At 46.1% G+C, this 14,516-nt stretch carries 13 protein-coding genes; 7 read left to right on the top strand and 6 right to left on the bottom strand.

Features of this window, described 5'->3' with window-relative positions; all coding sequences use genetic code 11:
• Positions 1-11 precede the first annotated feature (11 nt).
• Positions 12-1,484 carry a cytochrome c oxidase accessory protein CcoG gene (gene ccoG / locus Q4Q54_RS17170; protein ID WP_311989070.1) on the bottom strand — a complete coding sequence of 491 codons (1,473 nt, stop codon included), beginning with the start codon at positions 1,482-1,484 and terminating at the stop codon, positions 12-14.
• 173 nt (positions 1,485-1,657) lie between these two features.
• Positions 1,658-3,118 carry a sigma 54-interacting transcriptional regulator gene (locus tag Q4Q54_RS17165; RefSeq protein ID WP_311989069.1) on the bottom strand — a complete coding sequence of 487 codons (1,461 nt, stop codon included), beginning with the start codon at positions 3,116-3,118 and terminating at the stop codon, positions 1,658-1,660.
• Positions 3,119-3,500: 382 nt separating this feature from the next.
• Here Q4Q54_RS17165 and Q4Q54_RS17160 point away from each other — a divergent pair, with 382 nt between their 5' ends.
• Positions 3,501-6,104: a TonB-dependent receptor gene (locus Q4Q54_RS17160; RefSeq protein WP_311989082.1), complete on the top strand. Its 2,604-nt coding sequence runs from the start codon at positions 3,501-3,503 to the stop codon at positions 6,102-6,104.
• A gap of 122 nt (positions 6,105-6,226) precedes the next feature.
• Here the strand turns inward: Q4Q54_RS17160 and Q4Q54_RS17155 are convergent, their stop codons facing one another.
• Positions 6,227-6,778 (bottom strand): thioredoxin family protein, encoded by a 552-nt coding sequence (locus Q4Q54_RS17155; protein ID WP_011846020.1) that lies wholly within the window; start codon positions 6,776-6,778, stop codon positions 6,227-6,229.
• A 235-nt stretch (positions 6,779-7,013) separates the two neighbouring features.
• Here Q4Q54_RS17155 and Q4Q54_RS17150 point away from each other — a divergent pair, with 235 nt between their 5' ends.
• Together Q4Q54_RS17150 and Q4Q54_RS17145 are read left to right on the top strand one after the other, a co-directional pair.
• Entirely contained in the window at positions 7,014-8,555 is a 1,542-nt protein-coding gene (locus tag Q4Q54_RS17150; RefSeq protein ID WP_311989068.1) for a S10 family serine carboxypeptidase-like protein, read from the top strand.
• A 133-nt stretch (positions 8,556-8,688) separates the two neighbouring features.
• On the top strand, positions 8,689-9,303 hold the full coding sequence (locus tag Q4Q54_RS17145; protein ID WP_006085833.1) for a LysE family translocator: 615 nt from the start codon (positions 8,689-8,691) through the stop codon (positions 9,301-9,303).
• Between the two features lie 89 nt (positions 9,304-9,392).
• Here the strand turns inward: Q4Q54_RS17145 and Q4Q54_RS17140 are convergent, their stop codons facing one another.
• Complete coding sequence (locus tag Q4Q54_RS17140; protein WP_106649673.1) at positions 9,393-9,713, bottom strand: DUF3144 domain-containing protein; 321 nt, start codon at positions 9,711-9,713, stop codon at positions 9,393-9,395.
• Positions 9,714-9,785: 72 nt separating this feature from the next.
• Entirely contained in the window at positions 9,786-10,349 is a 564-nt protein-coding gene (locus Q4Q54_RS17135) for a Tfp pilus assembly protein FimT/FimU (protein WP_006080520.1), read from the bottom strand.
• Positions 10,350-10,536: 187 nt separating this feature from the next.
• Between Q4Q54_RS17135 and ung the strand changes: the two genes are divergently transcribed.
• Positions 10,537-11,202 carry a uracil-DNA glycosylase gene (ung, locus tag Q4Q54_RS17130; protein WP_115335329.1) on the top strand — a complete coding sequence of 222 codons (666 nt, stop codon included), beginning with the start codon at positions 10,537-10,539 and terminating at the stop codon, positions 11,200-11,202.
• Positions 11,203-11,286: 84 nt separating this feature from the next.
• Here ung and ispB read toward each other — a convergent pair whose 3' ends face one another.
• Positions 11,287-12,258, bottom strand: coding sequence for an octaprenyl diphosphate synthase (gene ispB / locus Q4Q54_RS17125; RefSeq protein ID WP_037391117.1), 972 nt, complete (start codon positions 12,256-12,258; stop codon positions 11,287-11,289).
• Positions 12,259-12,529: 271 nt separating this feature from the next.
• Between ispB and rplU the strand changes: the two genes are divergently transcribed.
• The 3 genes from rplU to cgtA all read left to right on the top strand — a co-directional run bounded on the left by rplU (position 12,530) and on the right by cgtA (position 14,494).
• Positions 12,530-12,841, top strand: coding sequence for a 50S ribosomal protein L21 (gene rplU / locus Q4Q54_RS17120; RefSeq protein WP_006080526.1), 312 nt, complete (start codon positions 12,530-12,532; stop codon positions 12,839-12,841).
• Between the two features lie 14 nt (positions 12,842-12,855).
• Positions 12,856-13,110 (top strand): 50S ribosomal protein L27, encoded by a 255-nt coding sequence (rpmA, locus tag Q4Q54_RS17115; protein ID WP_006080527.1) that lies wholly within the window; start codon positions 12,856-12,858, stop codon positions 13,108-13,110.
• A 214-nt stretch (positions 13,111-13,324) separates the two neighbouring features.
• Positions 13,325-14,494 carry an Obg family GTPase CgtA gene (gene cgtA, locus Q4Q54_RS17110; protein WP_311989067.1) on the top strand — a complete coding sequence of 390 codons (1,170 nt, stop codon included), beginning with the start codon at positions 13,325-13,327 and terminating at the stop codon, positions 14,492-14,494.
• Positions 14,495-14,516 lie beyond the last annotated feature (22 nt).

Here is a 14,516-nt window from a genome sequence, read left to right as displayed (position 1 = left end):
CCGCTAAAAGCCTAGGGACTGAAGAATCCAGTTTCTTGACTCACTTGCTGGCTTGGCTGTTTCACATCCGTCACCGAGAATTGGATCATTTTGCGCCCCGAGGGGATGGCATCCTTATCGGCTAATACAGTGACGGGATAGTCCACTTGTTCGCCCGCAGCCAAGGTAATAATAGGATCGGCAATCAAGCTGAAGGGCATTTCACTGTCAACAGCGAGTTGATACTGCTTAGTGTCCTGCGTTTTGTTGCGGATCTTCAGCTGATAGGTGTTTTCAATCTTATTGTCAGCCGTTTCGCGGTACAGGCTTTGACGGTCTCGGATCACGTTAAGCTGGATCTCGCTGCGGCTATTCAAATCTAAACCTATCACTATGAGCATGATCACGACCGCTGCGCCGTAGCCTAAGAAACGCGGCGAGCGCCAATAGGAGTAGCTGACTCCCTTAAGATCATTCTCACTCATGTAGCCGATAAGGTTCGGTTTATAATCGAATTTCAACATGGTTTCATTACAAGCATCGACACAGGCACCGCAGTTGATGCACTCATATTGCAAGCCGTTACGAATATCTATTCCTGTTGGGCACACTTCGACACATAAATTACAGTCAACACAATCACCAAGATTACTCTCTCTGAGATTGCTTTCTTGCTTACGTTTACGCGGGCCGCGGGATTCACCGCGCTGTGCATCATAGGTCACGGTTTTAGTGTTGGCATCGAACATTACAGCTTGGAAACGTGAATAGGGACAGCAATGTAGACACATTTGCTCGCGCATCCAGCCCGCATTCAGATAAGTACAAATGGCGAAAAACCAGACCCAGCTAGTCACCCAAAAGCTGGCATTGCCTGTCAATATGTCGATATAGAGTTCGCGTGCGGGAATGAAATAGCTGATAAAACCACAGCCGGTGAGCAGGGCGGCGAGACCCCAAAGTAAGTGCTTGGTGCTTCTTTTACCTATTTTGCTGCCAGACCAGGACGCTTTGTCGAGTTGCTTGCGTTTGTTGCTGCTGCCTTCGATGCGCGTTTCTATCCACACATAGATAAAGGTCCACGCCGTTTGTGGGCAAAGATAACCGCACCAAACACGGCCCCAGAACACGGTGATAAAAAATAGACCGAAGGCCGCGGCGATAAAAATCCATGCGAGTAGGGTAAAGTCCTGCGGCCATAGCGTGATGCCAAAGAAGAAAAACTGTTGCTGGCTGATATCTAACAATATCGCTTGGCGGCCATCGATTGAGATAAACGGCAGGGCGAAAAACAACACGATCAGCAGGCTATTCATCATGGTTCGCAGGCGCTGAAAATCACCTTTCTGCTCACGAAAATGGATGTTGCCAGAGGGCGTATTGCTCCCTGTTGCAGTTTCGTTGGAGAGGATTTTAATCGGAATGTGCAGCTCGACTGAGGAAGGTTTCGCGTTCACACTCTTATTCACACTTGGAGAATTGGGGGTAACTTCGCTCTTGGGCATAAAAGGGTCCTAACGGCTTAAATAAGATTCGCCTCCCTATAGCAAGCGCTAGGCCAAGTTTTAACTGATTCAACCTTATGATATATATGGTTATTTTAATACTTTGGTTAGATGTTGATCGCGATATATCACACATTGGCGATATATCGCGTTTTTTGGTTGTGTGATTTGAGTTATATTTCACTCGATTGACGTTGGATCCCCAGTTTTTTCATCCGCGATCTCAATGTACTTGCGGGAACGCCTAGCACATTCGCCGCGCCGAGTGGGCCGGATATTCGCCAGTTTAAACGCTTAAGGGTTTGTTCTATATGCAAGGCTTCCGCTTCTGCTAAGGTTTGTCCTTGGGCCTGAGCTAAGGGGTTATGGCTCGGCATCGCATGGATCTGCAAAATATCGCCTTGGGAAAGTATGGCTTCGCGCTCGAGGATGTTTTGCAATTCGCGCACATTGCCCGGCCATGTATAAGCCATGAGCTTTTGCAGCCCTTTTTGGCTCACACCGCGGATTTTTTTGCCTAACTTACGATTCAAACTGTGCAGTATATGGCTGACGAGTTCGGGGATATCTTCAATCCTCGCACGCAGCGGTGGCACTTGAATTGGGAATACATTCAAGCGGTAATAGAGATCCATCCGAAATAATCCTTGCTCGACTCGCTTGAGTAAGTCGTGGTGACTGGCGGCGACCAAGCGAATATCTACTTGAATGGTTTCGCTGCCTCCGAGGCGTTCGAAGGATTGCTCTTGGATGACCCGCAGTAGTTTTGATTGGGCTTCTAAACTGAGTTCTGCCACTTCGTCGAGGAACAGCGTGCCTTGGTGAGCAAGTTCGAAGCGGCCTTTACGGCGGCTGGTGGCACCGGTAAATGCGCCTTTTTCGTGACCAAAGAGTTCACTTTCTAACAAGGATGCTGAAAACGCGGCGCAGTTGACACTGATCATAGGTTTATCTTTGCGGCGACTGAGTTGATGTAAGTTACGGGCTACAAGTTCTTTGCCTGTGCCATTTTCACCACAAATGAGCACAGTACTGTCGGTATTGGCTACCATATGCAATTGCTGGATCATGTGGCGGATCACGCTACTGGCGCCCGAAATATCCACATCACCCGTTTTGTCAGCAAGTTCAGCCTGCAGATAATGATTCTCCGAGGCGAGTCGCTCCGAGAGCGCCTGCACTTGCGCCAATGCTTGGCGTAGTGACTGCTCTGTTTGCTTTTGAATACTAATGTCACGAAATATCGCGACTACGCCAATCAGTTCATTATCACGGTAAACGGGGGTGGAACTGTAATACACGGGGAAGCTGCTGCCATCTTTACGCCAGAACACATCGTGGGTGATTTCTCGGGTAATACCATCCTTTAAGGTGTTGTAAATCGGGCAATCTTCTTGGGGGTAATGGCTACCATCCGCATGGCTGTGGTGATGGCAGTTATGGATATTTTTGCCCAGTAACTCTTCATTCTTCCAACCTGTCATGCGTTCTGCCGCTGGATTGATAAATACCGCATTACCGCTTAAATCAAATCCATAAATACCTTCACCGACAGCGTTAAGCAGTAACTGGTTTTCCGGTAAGAAATGCTTATCGACCGATTTTTCATTATTGACCGAAATCTCATTTGTCATCTGTGGTACTCAGGTTTGGGCGGTATTGCCTGAGTATACCTTAAGTCGTATAACGCGATATATCGTGTTTTTGATTGACCTATTGAGTACTTACCTCTTTATGGTGACATTTTGGATCACATTTTTAGCACTCTGAAATGCATTTTTACCAAATGCAGTACCTTAAAAAATATTTACCTATAACAAACTGATCTAAAAGAGAAATGACTAATATTCATTCAAAAGTCTGATTTAACATTGGATATTGTCTTATTTATGTTATAAAAATGTTCTTGTTATGTAAAAAATAACTTTGTATTGACCGTAGTTGCAAGGTTTAGGGATGAGAATCGCATAAAGCAGGTCAGGTATTCTAAAAAAATAATAAGCAGTTGGGATGAATATGATGACCTCAAAGAAGCAGAAGTTTGGATTAAGTGCAGTCAGTTTGGCGATTACATTAGCTTTGTCTGGTAGCTTCATTAGCCCGCAAGCCATGGCTGAGGAAGAAGACGCTGCTGTTAAAAATGAAGGCGTGGAAAAGATTGCGGTTGTTGGTTCACGTGCGGCACCACGCTCAATCGGCGATTCCCCAGTTCCAATTGATATTATTAGTAGTGATGATCTTAAAAAGAATGGTTCGACTGACATGATTGATATGTTAGTGACATCGGTACCTTCGTTTAACTCGCGCGCTCAACCCATCAGTGATGCGGCAACCTTAGTACGTCCCGTTAACTTACGAGGTTTGCCTTCCGACAGTACCTTAGTGTTAGTCAATGGTAAGCGTCGTCACCGCGCAGCTGTAATTGCGTTTCAAGGCGGCGGCATTAACGATGGTGCTCAAGGTCCTGATATTTCGGTTATTCCTGGTTCTGCATTGAAGCAAGTCGAAGTGCTACGTGACGGCGCTGCGGCGCAATATGGCTCTGATGCGATTGCAGGCGTCATGAACTTTGTCTTAAAAGATAATTCCGATGGTGGCTCCATAACAGTGACCCAAGGTGAATATTACGAGGGTGACGGTGCCACAACCACAGTCGAAGGCGATGTTGGTTTACCGCTGACAGATAATGGCTTCGTTAACTTAAGCTTCCAGTATAAAAATGCGGATGCAACCAGTCGAAGTGTGCAGCGTCCCGATGCGGCTAACTTAGCAGAGCAGGGTAATACAGCGATTAATGACCCCGCTCAAGTATGGGGTAATCCTGAAATTAATGATGACTACTCAGTGTTCATCAACTCAGGCTTAGACATTAATGCCAATATGCATGCCTATGCCTTTGGTAACCTGTCTTCCCGCGATGCTGTGGGGGGATTTTATTATCGTAATCCGCAGGACCGCAGTAATGTGTATACCCCTCCTGAAGGCGGTAATTTATTAGTCGGAGCTATAAATGGTGATCAATCGTCTTGTGTGGTAGTGCCAATTCCTAAAGTTGATACAAACAACGACGGTATTCCCGATGCTGATGGTAACGTCTTAGATACCGATGCTTATAAGGCCATGGTTGCCGATCCCAATTGCTTTGCTATGAACCAAATTTTCCCCGGTGGTTATACACCGCAGTTCACTGGGACCATTGAAGATATGTCTTTCTTCGCCGGTGTAAAGGGCGATATCGGCGAGTGGAATTACGATTTCAGCGCCGGTACCGGTAGTAACAAAGCCAGCTTCGGCCTTAAAAACTCGTTAAACCCATCATTGGGATTAGATACCCCAACTGATTTCGATACCGGTGCCTATGAGCAAGTTGAAACCACAGTTAACCTCGACTTTTCGCGTTTTATTACCTTAGGCGGCTTCGAAGACATTAGTTTTGCTTCTGGTTTTGAATGGCGTAATGAGTCATTTGAGATTTTTCAAGGTGATGAAGCCTCTTGGATTGCCGGCCCCTATGCCGAGCAAGGCTTCAGCATCGGCTCGCATGGATTTAAAGGTTTTGGCCCTGAGTCTGCGGGTAAAAATTCCCGCCACAATATTGGTATTTATACGGATTTAGAAGCCTATTTAAGTGATGACTGGTTACTCGGTTTAGCGCTGCGTTACGAAGATTTTTCGACCTTTGGTGATACGTTAAATTACAAGCTGACGGCGCAGTATTCCGCAACGGATGAGTTGTCATTCCGCGCTTCACACAGCACGGGCTTTAGAGCACCAACGGTAGGTCAAGAAAACGTTGTCAATACGCAGACATCGATTATTGATGGTCAGTTGATCCAGACGTTTATTGCGCCACCCACCGATCCACTTGCGGCATTTTATGGCGGGGAAGTGTTAAAGCCTGAAGAGTCAACAAGCTATGCGTTAGGCTTAGTGTATGAATACGAAAGCTTTTTCTTAACGGTCGATTATTACAACATTGGCGTTGAGGGTCGTATTGCGCAGTCGAGTAAGATTGATGTTGAAGCTAAAGACTATGATGCGCTGCGTGCAGCGGGCGTTGAGTTCCCTGAGTTGATCCAAGGCGTGAGTTATTACACCAACGACTTTGATACTACGACTCAAGGTATCGATATCGTCGCCTCCTATGATGCGGAAATTCTGTCGGGTAATGCTAAATTCAGTCTTGCCTATGGTTGGACCGATACCAGCGTTGATAAATACGATCCCGAAACCACTGATGAAGGCAAGGTTCGGCGTTTAGAAGATGGTATTCCTGCACACCGTGCAACCTTGACCTGGGCGCAGTCATGGGATCAATTAAGCATGTCACTGCGTGGTAACTACTTCGGTGAGTACTATGCGACTCATGCTGACGATACCTCTGATTGGGGTTCTGAAATGGCCGATGCTGCAGTCACCATAGATCTGGAAGTGAGCTATGAGTTATTTGATGGCTTAACCCTGGCGGTAGGGGCAAATAACCTATTCGACCAAAAAGCGCAAAAGCTGAAAGTGGGCGATGATTACGCTTATTCTCAACTTGGTGGCGTTTACTATGAAAGTGGGCCATTCGATTACAACGGTGGCTTCTACTATGGCCGTGTAAATTACCGTTTTTAATGAGTAAGCCAATTTATAGAAGCGATTTCTAACCCACCTTTCAAGAAATTTGGCTTTTATAGATTTGAAGTGAAGTGAGCAAAAAGGCTGCAGTGCAGCCTTTTTTATTGGTTATTTTTCCGTTAACTGCGATTCGTTTGTGCGGCAGCAAGGCCGTTCAGCACATCACTCATACTGAGTTTTGACGGCAAAAGAATGCCATTGGGTGCGCTTGGACCGTAGATTTTATTGTAGGGCGTACCAGGTACACCTTCATGGCGCATATAGCTTTCAATCGTTTTGTTGGCCTCACTCCAGTTGCCTTGCATCAGGATAATGTTGTCTGCCATTAAGGCATTCACAATTTGTTCCCTGTGGGTGACTTCGGCTTTATTGGTTTGGCAGATGGTGCACCAATCTGAAGTAATATCGACAAATACGGTATAGCCTTGGGCAACCAGAGGCGCAATTTGCTCGGGCGCTAAGGTGTGCCATTGCAGTTTTTGATAGGCTTGATAATCCTCGCCTTTATGCACAAATCCAATAATAGCGCCGAGTCCTAAGGCGAAAAATCCCAGTACAAAGATTACCGCTAGCGGTATGATTTTTCCTTTTTGTCTTTGCCAAATCAGCAGCAAGATAGCGCCGATTAATAGACAAAGAATGATAATACTGATCAGAGTAATAGTGCTCATAAAACTTCCTGCTGGAGAATGGCGTGCCTTTATTAAACATAGAGGCTTAGGAATACAGACTTAGATTCGTGCTTATCTTAGCGGTTAACGGCTTAAATCAGCGTGAATTTATGGGATTTCATTTGAGCTGCCCTTTGACGCATTCAGTTGCAATTGTGTTTTGCGCCTGCTGTTGAGTCTTTGTAAGCTGGGCAAGATGATAGTTACCGCTATAACAAAAATAAAAGGAAATAAGATGACACCTTTACTATCGCGTCGACGCTCGTCGGCTAGGCCGCTTTGGTCATTATTACTGTTGCCGTTGATCATATTCTGCTCGAGCCTGAGCTATGCCGAACCCGCCAAAAAGGCCGAAGATAAAGCCGACAAGCTTGTCCCTGAGGTGGTTAAAACCGAGCATAAGATGACGATTCAAGGGCAAAAAGTCAGTTATCAAGCGATAAGTGGCGAGACTATTTTAAAGGATGATAAAGACGAACCGCTGGCGAGTATTTTCTCTATTACCTATTTACGTGACGATGTTAAAGACAGCAACAAACGCCCCGTAACCTTTATTTTTAACGGCGGTCCGGGCTCGGCCTCGCTCTGGTTGCACATGGGCTTATTTGGTCCTAAACGTGTGGTGGTGCCGGATGCAAAGGACGATGGCGCAGCACCTTATCGTATTGAATCAAACGATTACTCTATGCTTGATGAGTCCGATCTCGTGTTCATCGATCCCGTAGGTACTGGTTTTAGCCGCGCCTTAGGCGATAAAAAAGGTGCGGATTTTTGGGGCGTGAAAGAAGATGCCCAGTCGATTGCCGAGTTTATTCGCCGCTGGTTGATTGAGCATAAACGTTGGAACTCCCCTAAATATTTGGCCGGCGAGAGTTACGGAACTACCCGCGCGGCAGCACTTGTGAATGAATTGCAGGGCGGTTGGACTGACATTTCGGTCAATGGAATTATGCTGATTTCATCCATTCTCGATTTTAGTCATGCCCGCTACCAACCGGGTAATAATCAACCATACATTGGTTTTTTACCGACCATGGCGGCGACGGCTTTTTACCATAATAAAGTCAGCGCTACGGATAAAGCTTTAGGGCTGGAGGCTTTTATTGAGGAGGCGCGCCAGTTTGCGATCAAAGATTATGCCCTCGCGTTGTTGCAAGGCAGCCGCTTAACACCCGAGGCATATCAAGCTGTACGTCAAAGCTTGGCGCGCTTTACGGGTTTAAGTGAGCACTATTTAGATCGTGTTAATTTGCGCGTGAGCGCCAGTCGATACACTAAGGAGCTGCTCAGAGAGCAAGATTTGACGATAGGACGCTTAGACAGCCGCTACACAGGTAAAGACTACGACAGTGGCGGCGACTCAACCGACGATGACCCATCAGGTTATGGGATTGATGGTGCTTATACGGCTGCCATGCATCAATATCTGTATGACGATTTGGGCGTGACCTTATCTCGTCCTTTCAATGTACTTTCCGTTGATGTGAACCGGGGCTGGAACTGGAATATCAGCGGTAAGCAGATGCACTATGTCAACGTCGCGCCTTATCTTGGTCAAGCGCAGCGTGAGAACAAAGATCTGCGGATTTTTGTCGGCAACGGTTACTTTGACTTTGCGACACCATTTTTTGCCACCGAAAATACCTTTGCCGATAACGGCATAGATAATAGTCGTGTGAGTATGCATTACTATAAAGCGGGGCACATGATGTACGTTGAGCCCGAATCCTTAACCCAGTTAGTGAAGGATATCCGTGCTTTTTATCAGCCTAAATAGCCGTTAATTTATCGACAAACGGATTGATTAGCGTTAACGCCTTAATGGCGCGATGCTAGAATAGCAAACAAGTTAAGGCCCCAGAGTTTATCTACATCAATGGGGCCTTTTTATTCGGCGTAAGGTGTGTTCAATGAGTTTTAGTACTTGGTTAGGTTTATTGGCTATTTGTTGTTTGGGGGCTATGTCGCCGGGCCCAAGTTTAGCTATGGTGGTGCGCCATACCTTAGGCGGTGGACGGGGCAAGGGCATAGTGTGTGCGTGGGCACATTCAATAGGCATTGGGATTTATGCGCTGGTGACGTTACTTGGCTTAGCCGTCGTACTTAAAAAGGCGCCCTTAGTCTTTAATGGCATTGCGATTCTCGGTGCTTTGTATCTGGCTTGGATGGGAGTTCAGGCGCTGCGTTCCAAGGGCGGTATGCAAGCTAAATTGGCCGCAGGGGAGGCGACAGATACCTTGACCGCAGCCCGTGATGGTATCGCCATTTCCTTATTCAATCCTAAAATCATGCTATTTTTCCTCGCATTATTCAGCCAATTCGTGATGGTGGCCGACAGCATGACAGCCAAAGCCTTAATCGTTTTTACCCCATTAGTGGTCGATGGTCTTTGGTATACGCTTATTGCTTTGTTGTTGTCCCACTCAAGCGTGTTGCCTAAGTTACGGGAAAAGGCTGGGTTAATTGATAAGTTGTCTGGCGTGGTATTGATACTGCTGGCGATCCGCGTGGTATATACGCTTTAATTATTTATTGCAGGTCATCTGTTTCAACAAACAAAAACGCCATCAATCGATGGCATTTTTTATGTTTTCGCTATGCATGAAAGGCGTGCTTAGCCTTTAAACATTTGCACTGAATTGTCGGTCTCTTCTGCCACCGCTTCTTGGAGAATTGGCGGATTCGCGATGTGATCGTCTAAGTTGTCACTCAGCATTTCTTTGAATTCACTGCTAAACCATTCTAATGCGCTTTCTTTCTCGGCGCCGAGATCCGCTGATTTAATTGCGGCTTCGAAGGCGTTAAAACGTGCCGCGGCAAAACGCAGTGCCGTGCCCACTTTACCTACATCTGCTTCTTGTTGACTTAGCTGATTGGCTAAGGCAATAAACTGATCGGCAAGTTCGTAAATGGTGGTGTTGCTCGTGTCGGTCATGGCGTTCACTCTAAAAGTAACAGATTAAAGTTCGATTCTAACTTAATTGACGTAAGAAGGAATCGTCAGGCATTAACTATTGGGATCTGTGTCGGTAATGACGACTCCGGTTTGGGAGTCATAACTGATCGAGAGTTTGTCGTTTGTTCGATAGAAATAAGTGCACTGGCCAGGATTGGTATAACTGGCTTTGTAGTCGGTTTCTGTCGCATCAACATTTAAGCGCGAGACACTCGGTTGGGTATTTTGGAATAATACTTCCCATACCGAGATACAGTCTTCGACATTATCAAGCGACGGTGAGGCTTCATTACCAAAGATATAGTGCTGTGCAGGCCAGCCGAAGGCGTTAAAATCCACTTGTTCAGATTGCGCAGTGCCAAATACGGGTAAGTCTTCTTTTGGACCTGAGCCCACTTTTACCGCCCAAACGGAGCGGGCCAGATTAATGGCTGACTTAAAGCCACCGCCTGCGGCTTTGACTGTGGCGATTTGCGCATCTTGCTGCACATTGATAAATTTTGGCAGGGCCACTACCGCTAAAATACCGAGCACTATGATGACCACCACAAGCTCTATTAAGGTGAAACCCGTTTGATGTCGTTGTATCAATTTATCAGAATGTTGGATCATCATGGCGTATTAGACAGTGCGAGAATGGGCGCACTATAGCATTTAAATTCGAATGTTTTAAATTGAAAGTCTTAAAGCGAAACACTGCAAACATAGCCTTATCACTTATCGACAAGCATAACCTTCAAACTTGCCATTCTACAGCAGGGCTTTTAAGCTAACCCGATAATAGGATTGAGGAAGTAAAATCGTGACTCAGGCGACATGGCAAACATTTATCGATGAGCAAAGGGCTTTGCCTTATTTTCAGCAACTAAGTGCATTTGTAGACAATGAACGTAGGGCTGGGAAAGTGGTTTATCCCCCCGAAGCCGATGTTTTTAATGCTTTTACTATGACTCCGCTTGAAAAGGTTAAAGTGGTATTGATTGGCCAAGATCCCTATCACGGCCCAGATCAAGCCCATGGTTTATGCTTTTCGGTCAAACGCGGTATTAAACCGCCGCCTTCCTTAGCCAATATGTACAAGGAATTAGCGACAGATATTGATGGCTTTACCATTCCATCCCACGGGGATTTATCCGCATGGGCGGAGCAGGGGATATTAATGCTCAATACGGTGCTGACCGTTGAGCAAGGCAAGGCGCACTCCCATGCCAAAGCGGGTTGGGAAGTGTTTACGACTGCCGTGCTGGAATTATTAAATCGCCAGACTCAGCCGATTATCTTCGTGCTTTGGGGCAGTCATGCCATCAAAAAAGGTCAAGTGATTAACGCACCGCAACATCAAGTGCTTACTGGGCCGCATCCTTCACCTTTATCGGCCTATCGGGGTTTTTTTGGCTGTGGGCATTTTTCTCAAGTGAATCAATTATTACTTGAGCGGGGCGAGGCGCCGATCCGCTGGCAGGTTTAATCTTAGGGTTGCGGGTTTGAGGCAATAAAAAAGGTCTTACTGAGTAAGACCTTTTCTTTGGGCTAAAAATGAATTAGCGAGTAATCAATGATTACGGTCGACCGAAATCTTAGCTAGCGCAACTAAGGCTTGCTTGTAGTCGCTGTCGGGTAGAATCGATAATGCCTCGATGGCTTTCTCTGATTCTTCAATCGCTTTTTGCTGGGTGTAGTTTAACGCGCCGCAATGGTGCAGTGCTGCCACTATTTTATCTATGGCCTGTGTACCATCGCCTTGCTCAATTGCTTGACGTATGAGGTGTTTCTCTTCGTCTGTGCCATGGGCAATGGCATAGATGAGTGGCAGAGTTGGTTTACCTTCAGCAAGGTCATCACCTATGTTTTTGCCTAGCTCATCACTGTCGGCGGTATAGTCGAGTAAATCGTCGGTAAGCTGGAAGGCGGTACCAAGATACTTACCATAGTTACCTAAGGCGGTTTCTTGCTCTGGCGTCGCACCCGCTAACACACCCGCAAGCAGAGTAGCCGCTTCAAACAACTTAGCTGTTTTACAATAAATGACCCGCATATAGCTTTCTTCTGTGGTATCAGGATCGTTGCAATTCATCAGTTGTAAGACTTCGCCCTCGGCCAACACGTTCGTGGTATCCGCTAACACTCTGAGCACTTTCATGCTGTCGAGTTCAGTCATCATCTGGAATGAACGGGTATAAAGAAAATCCCCGACCAGCACGCTGGCGCTATTGCCGAACAGTGCGTTGGCGGTTTCTCGTCCGCGGCGCAATGTCGATTCATCAACTACATCATCGTGGAGCAATGAGGCCGTATGGATAAACTCAATAATCGCCGCTAGCTTAAGATGCGCTTCGCCTTCGTAGCTCACCGCACGTGCGGCTAATACCGACAGCAGAGGACGAAGACGTTTACCACCACCATTAATAATGTAAAAACCTAATTGATTAATTAGGGCGACATCTGATTCAAGCTGTTTATATATCAGCTGATTGACTGCTTGCATATCAGTGTCAGCCAGTTGACGAATAGCGTTTAAATCCATAGTAGACTCTGGTTGTGGGGTCATTACGTACCGGCCCCTGTTTAGGCTCACGTGTTATAATGAAATGAATTTTACCTAAAATTCTGACATATGACAGCACTAGCTCAACTAATGTGAGAGTTAATCCGGTCTTTTTTTATTCTTTCCTAATTAGGGCTTGCCAGAGTTAGATTCTTCGCGTAAACTCCGCGCCCATTGTCAATAAAGTTTTTATAGCACCCTGCCTCATCCAAGAATGAGCCCGCGTGTTAGGAATTGGAGTAAAATAGCTATGTACGCTGTTTTTCAAAGTGGTGGTAAACAACACCGTGTAGCCGAAGGCCACACTGTTCGTTTAGAAAAGTTAGAAGTTGCAACTGGTGAAACTATCGAATTCGATCAAGTTCTTTTGATCGCTGATGGCGAAACAGTGCATGTTGGTGCTCCTTTAGTAGCTGGCGGTAAAGTCGTTGCTGAAGTTGTAAGTCACGGTCGTGGCGATAAAGTAACTATCGTTAAGTTCCGTCGTCGTAAGCATCACGACAAGAAAATGGGCCACCGTCAGTGGTTCACTGAAGTTAAAATTACTGCTATCAACGCATAATAGGAGTCTAACTCATGGCACATAAAAAAGCTGGCGGTTCTACTCGTAACGGCCGCGATTCAGAAAGTAAACGTCTAGGTGTTAAGCGCTTTGGCGGTGAATCAGTTCTAGCTGGTAACATTATCGTTCGTCAACGTGGTACTAAATTCCACGCTGGTGTAAACGTAGGTATTGGTCGTGACCATACTCTGTTTGCTCTGACTGACGGTAAAGTGAAATTCGAAGTTAAAGGCGCTAATAACCGTAAGTTTATTAGCATCGAAGCTTAATTTTCGAACCTAGCTTATACTGTTAAAGCCCCGCCATTGGTGGGGCTTTCTGTTTTTTGTGCTTCTATTTACGCCGTGTAGATGCTTGAGTTGGTAAATGATTACCAAGAATGAGCATTGACAGGTAAGATTGGGAGCAAAGTATCTCGAGTTTTTTGGCGACCAATGAAGTTAGACGGTATAATTGCTTCATTCAGTGGTGCCAGGAGTAAGTATGAAGTTTGTCGATGAGGCAGTAATTAGGGTCGAAGCAGGCGACGGCGGTAGCGGTTGTGTTAGCTTTAGGCGCGAAAAGTATGTACCTGATGGTGGTCCTGATGGTGGTGATGGTGGCGACGGCGGCAGTGTTTTCCTGCAAGCTGACGAAAACTTCAACACTTTGATCGAGTTCCGTTTTGAACGTTTTCACATGGCTGAACGTGGCGAAAATGGTCGTGGCCGTGATTGTACCGGTCACAGCGGTAAAGATCTGATCTTAAAAGTTCCTGTTGGTACTCGCGCGGTCGATCATGATACTGAAGAAGTCCTTGGGGATTTAACGACCCACGGTCAAAAGCTATTGGTTGCCAAAGGTGGTTTCCATGGTTTAGGTAACACCCGTTTTAAGAGCAGTACTAACCGTGCCCCACGTCAAAAGACGTTAGGAACACCGGGTGAAGTGCGTAGCCTTAAATTAGAGTTGTTACTGCTGGCTGACGTTGGTTTGCTTGGCATGCCTAACGCGGGTAAGTCGACATTCATTCGTGCGGTTTCCCGTGCAACGCCGAAAGTGGCTGATTATCCGTTTACAACACTAGTGCCTAACTTAGGTGTGGTTAATCCACGTCCTGGTCAAAGCTTTGTGATTGCGGATATTCCAGGTCTTATCGAAGGTGCTGCCGATGGTGCGGGTTTAGGTATTCGCTTCTTAAAGCATCTTGAGCGTTGTCGTATTCTACTGCACATCATCGATATTGAGCCGATTGACGGAACCGATCCGGTTGAGTCTGCGCGCGCTATTGTTGGTGAGCTTGAGAAATATTCTCCAAAGTTGGCGAGCAAGCCGCGTTGGTTAGTCTTTAACAAAACCGATTTGCTGCTCGAAGAAGAGCTGCAAGAAAAGGTTGACCGTATCGTTAAAGAAATGGGTTGGGAAGGTGACGTTTACACGATTTCTGCCTACAACCGCGACGGCACTAATGAGTTGGCATTAAAGCTCCTCGATTATATTGCGAGCCTGCCACCAGAAGACAATGAAATCGACCCAGACAGTGAAGTCGAGTTCAAGTGGGATAATTATCATCAAGCTAACTTAGATTCTGTAAATGAAGACTATGTTGATGAAGATGATGACGACGACTTTGATGATGATGACTACGACGTAGAAGTTATTTACCAGAGATAATCTTACCGTCTTAATTTTGAGA

Source organism: Shewanella sp. SP2S2-4, assembly GCF_031932025.1.
Lineage (GTDB): Bacteria > Pseudomonadota > Gammaproteobacteria > Enterobacterales > Shewanellaceae > Shewanella > Shewanella baltica.
Note: the sequence above shows the minus strand (reverse complement) of the source record. Positions and strands in the feature narration are given on the sequence as shown.

What these genes read in the sequence shown, in the direction of transcription:
- Q4Q54_RS17155 (WP_011846020.1), bottom strand. Translation starts at nt 6,778, where the DNA reads ATGAGCACTATTACTCTGATCAGTATTATCATTCTTTGTCTATTAATC.
- Q4Q54_RS17165 (WP_311989069.1), bottom strand. Translation starts at nt 3,118, where the DNA reads ATGACAAATGAGATTTCGGTCAATAATGAAAAATCGGTCGATAAGCAT.
- Q4Q54_RS17140 (WP_106649673.1), bottom strand. Translation starts at nt 9,713, where the DNA reads ATGACCGACACGAGCAACACCACCATTTACGAACTTGCCGATCAGTTT.
- cgtA (WP_311989067.1), top strand. Translation starts at nt 13,325, where the DNA reads ATGAAGTTTGTCGATGAGGCAGTAATTAGGGTCGAAGCAGGCGACGGC.
- Q4Q54_RS17135 (WP_006080520.1), bottom strand. Translation starts at nt 10,349, where the DNA reads ATGATGATCCAACATTCTGATAAATTGATACAACGACATCAAACGGGT.
- rplU (WP_006080526.1), top strand. Translation starts at nt 12,530, where the DNA reads ATGTACGCTGTTTTTCAAAGTGGTGGTAAACAACACCGTGTAGCCGAA.
- Q4Q54_RS17145 (WP_006085833.1), top strand. Translation starts at nt 8,689, where the DNA reads ATGAGTTTTAGTACTTGGTTAGGTTTATTGGCTATTTGTTGTTTGGGG.
- Q4Q54_RS17150 (WP_311989068.1), top strand. Translation starts at nt 7,014, where the DNA reads ATGACACCTTTACTATCGCGTCGACGCTCGTCGGCTAGGCCGCTTTGG.
- Q4Q54_RS17160 (WP_311989082.1), top strand. Translation starts at nt 3,501, where the DNA reads ATGATGACCTCAAAGAAGCAGAAGTTTGGATTAAGTGCAGTCAGTTTG.
- ispB (WP_037391117.1), bottom strand. Translation starts at nt 12,258, where the DNA reads ATGGATTTAAACGCTATTCGTCAACTGGCTGACACTGATATGCAAGCA.
- rpmA (WP_006080527.1), top strand. Translation starts at nt 12,856, where the DNA reads ATGGCACATAAAAAAGCTGGCGGTTCTACTCGTAACGGCCGCGATTCA.
- ccoG (WP_311989070.1), bottom strand. Translation starts at nt 1,484, where the DNA reads ATGCCCAAGAGCGAAGTTACCCCCAATTCTCCAAGTGTGAATAAGAGT.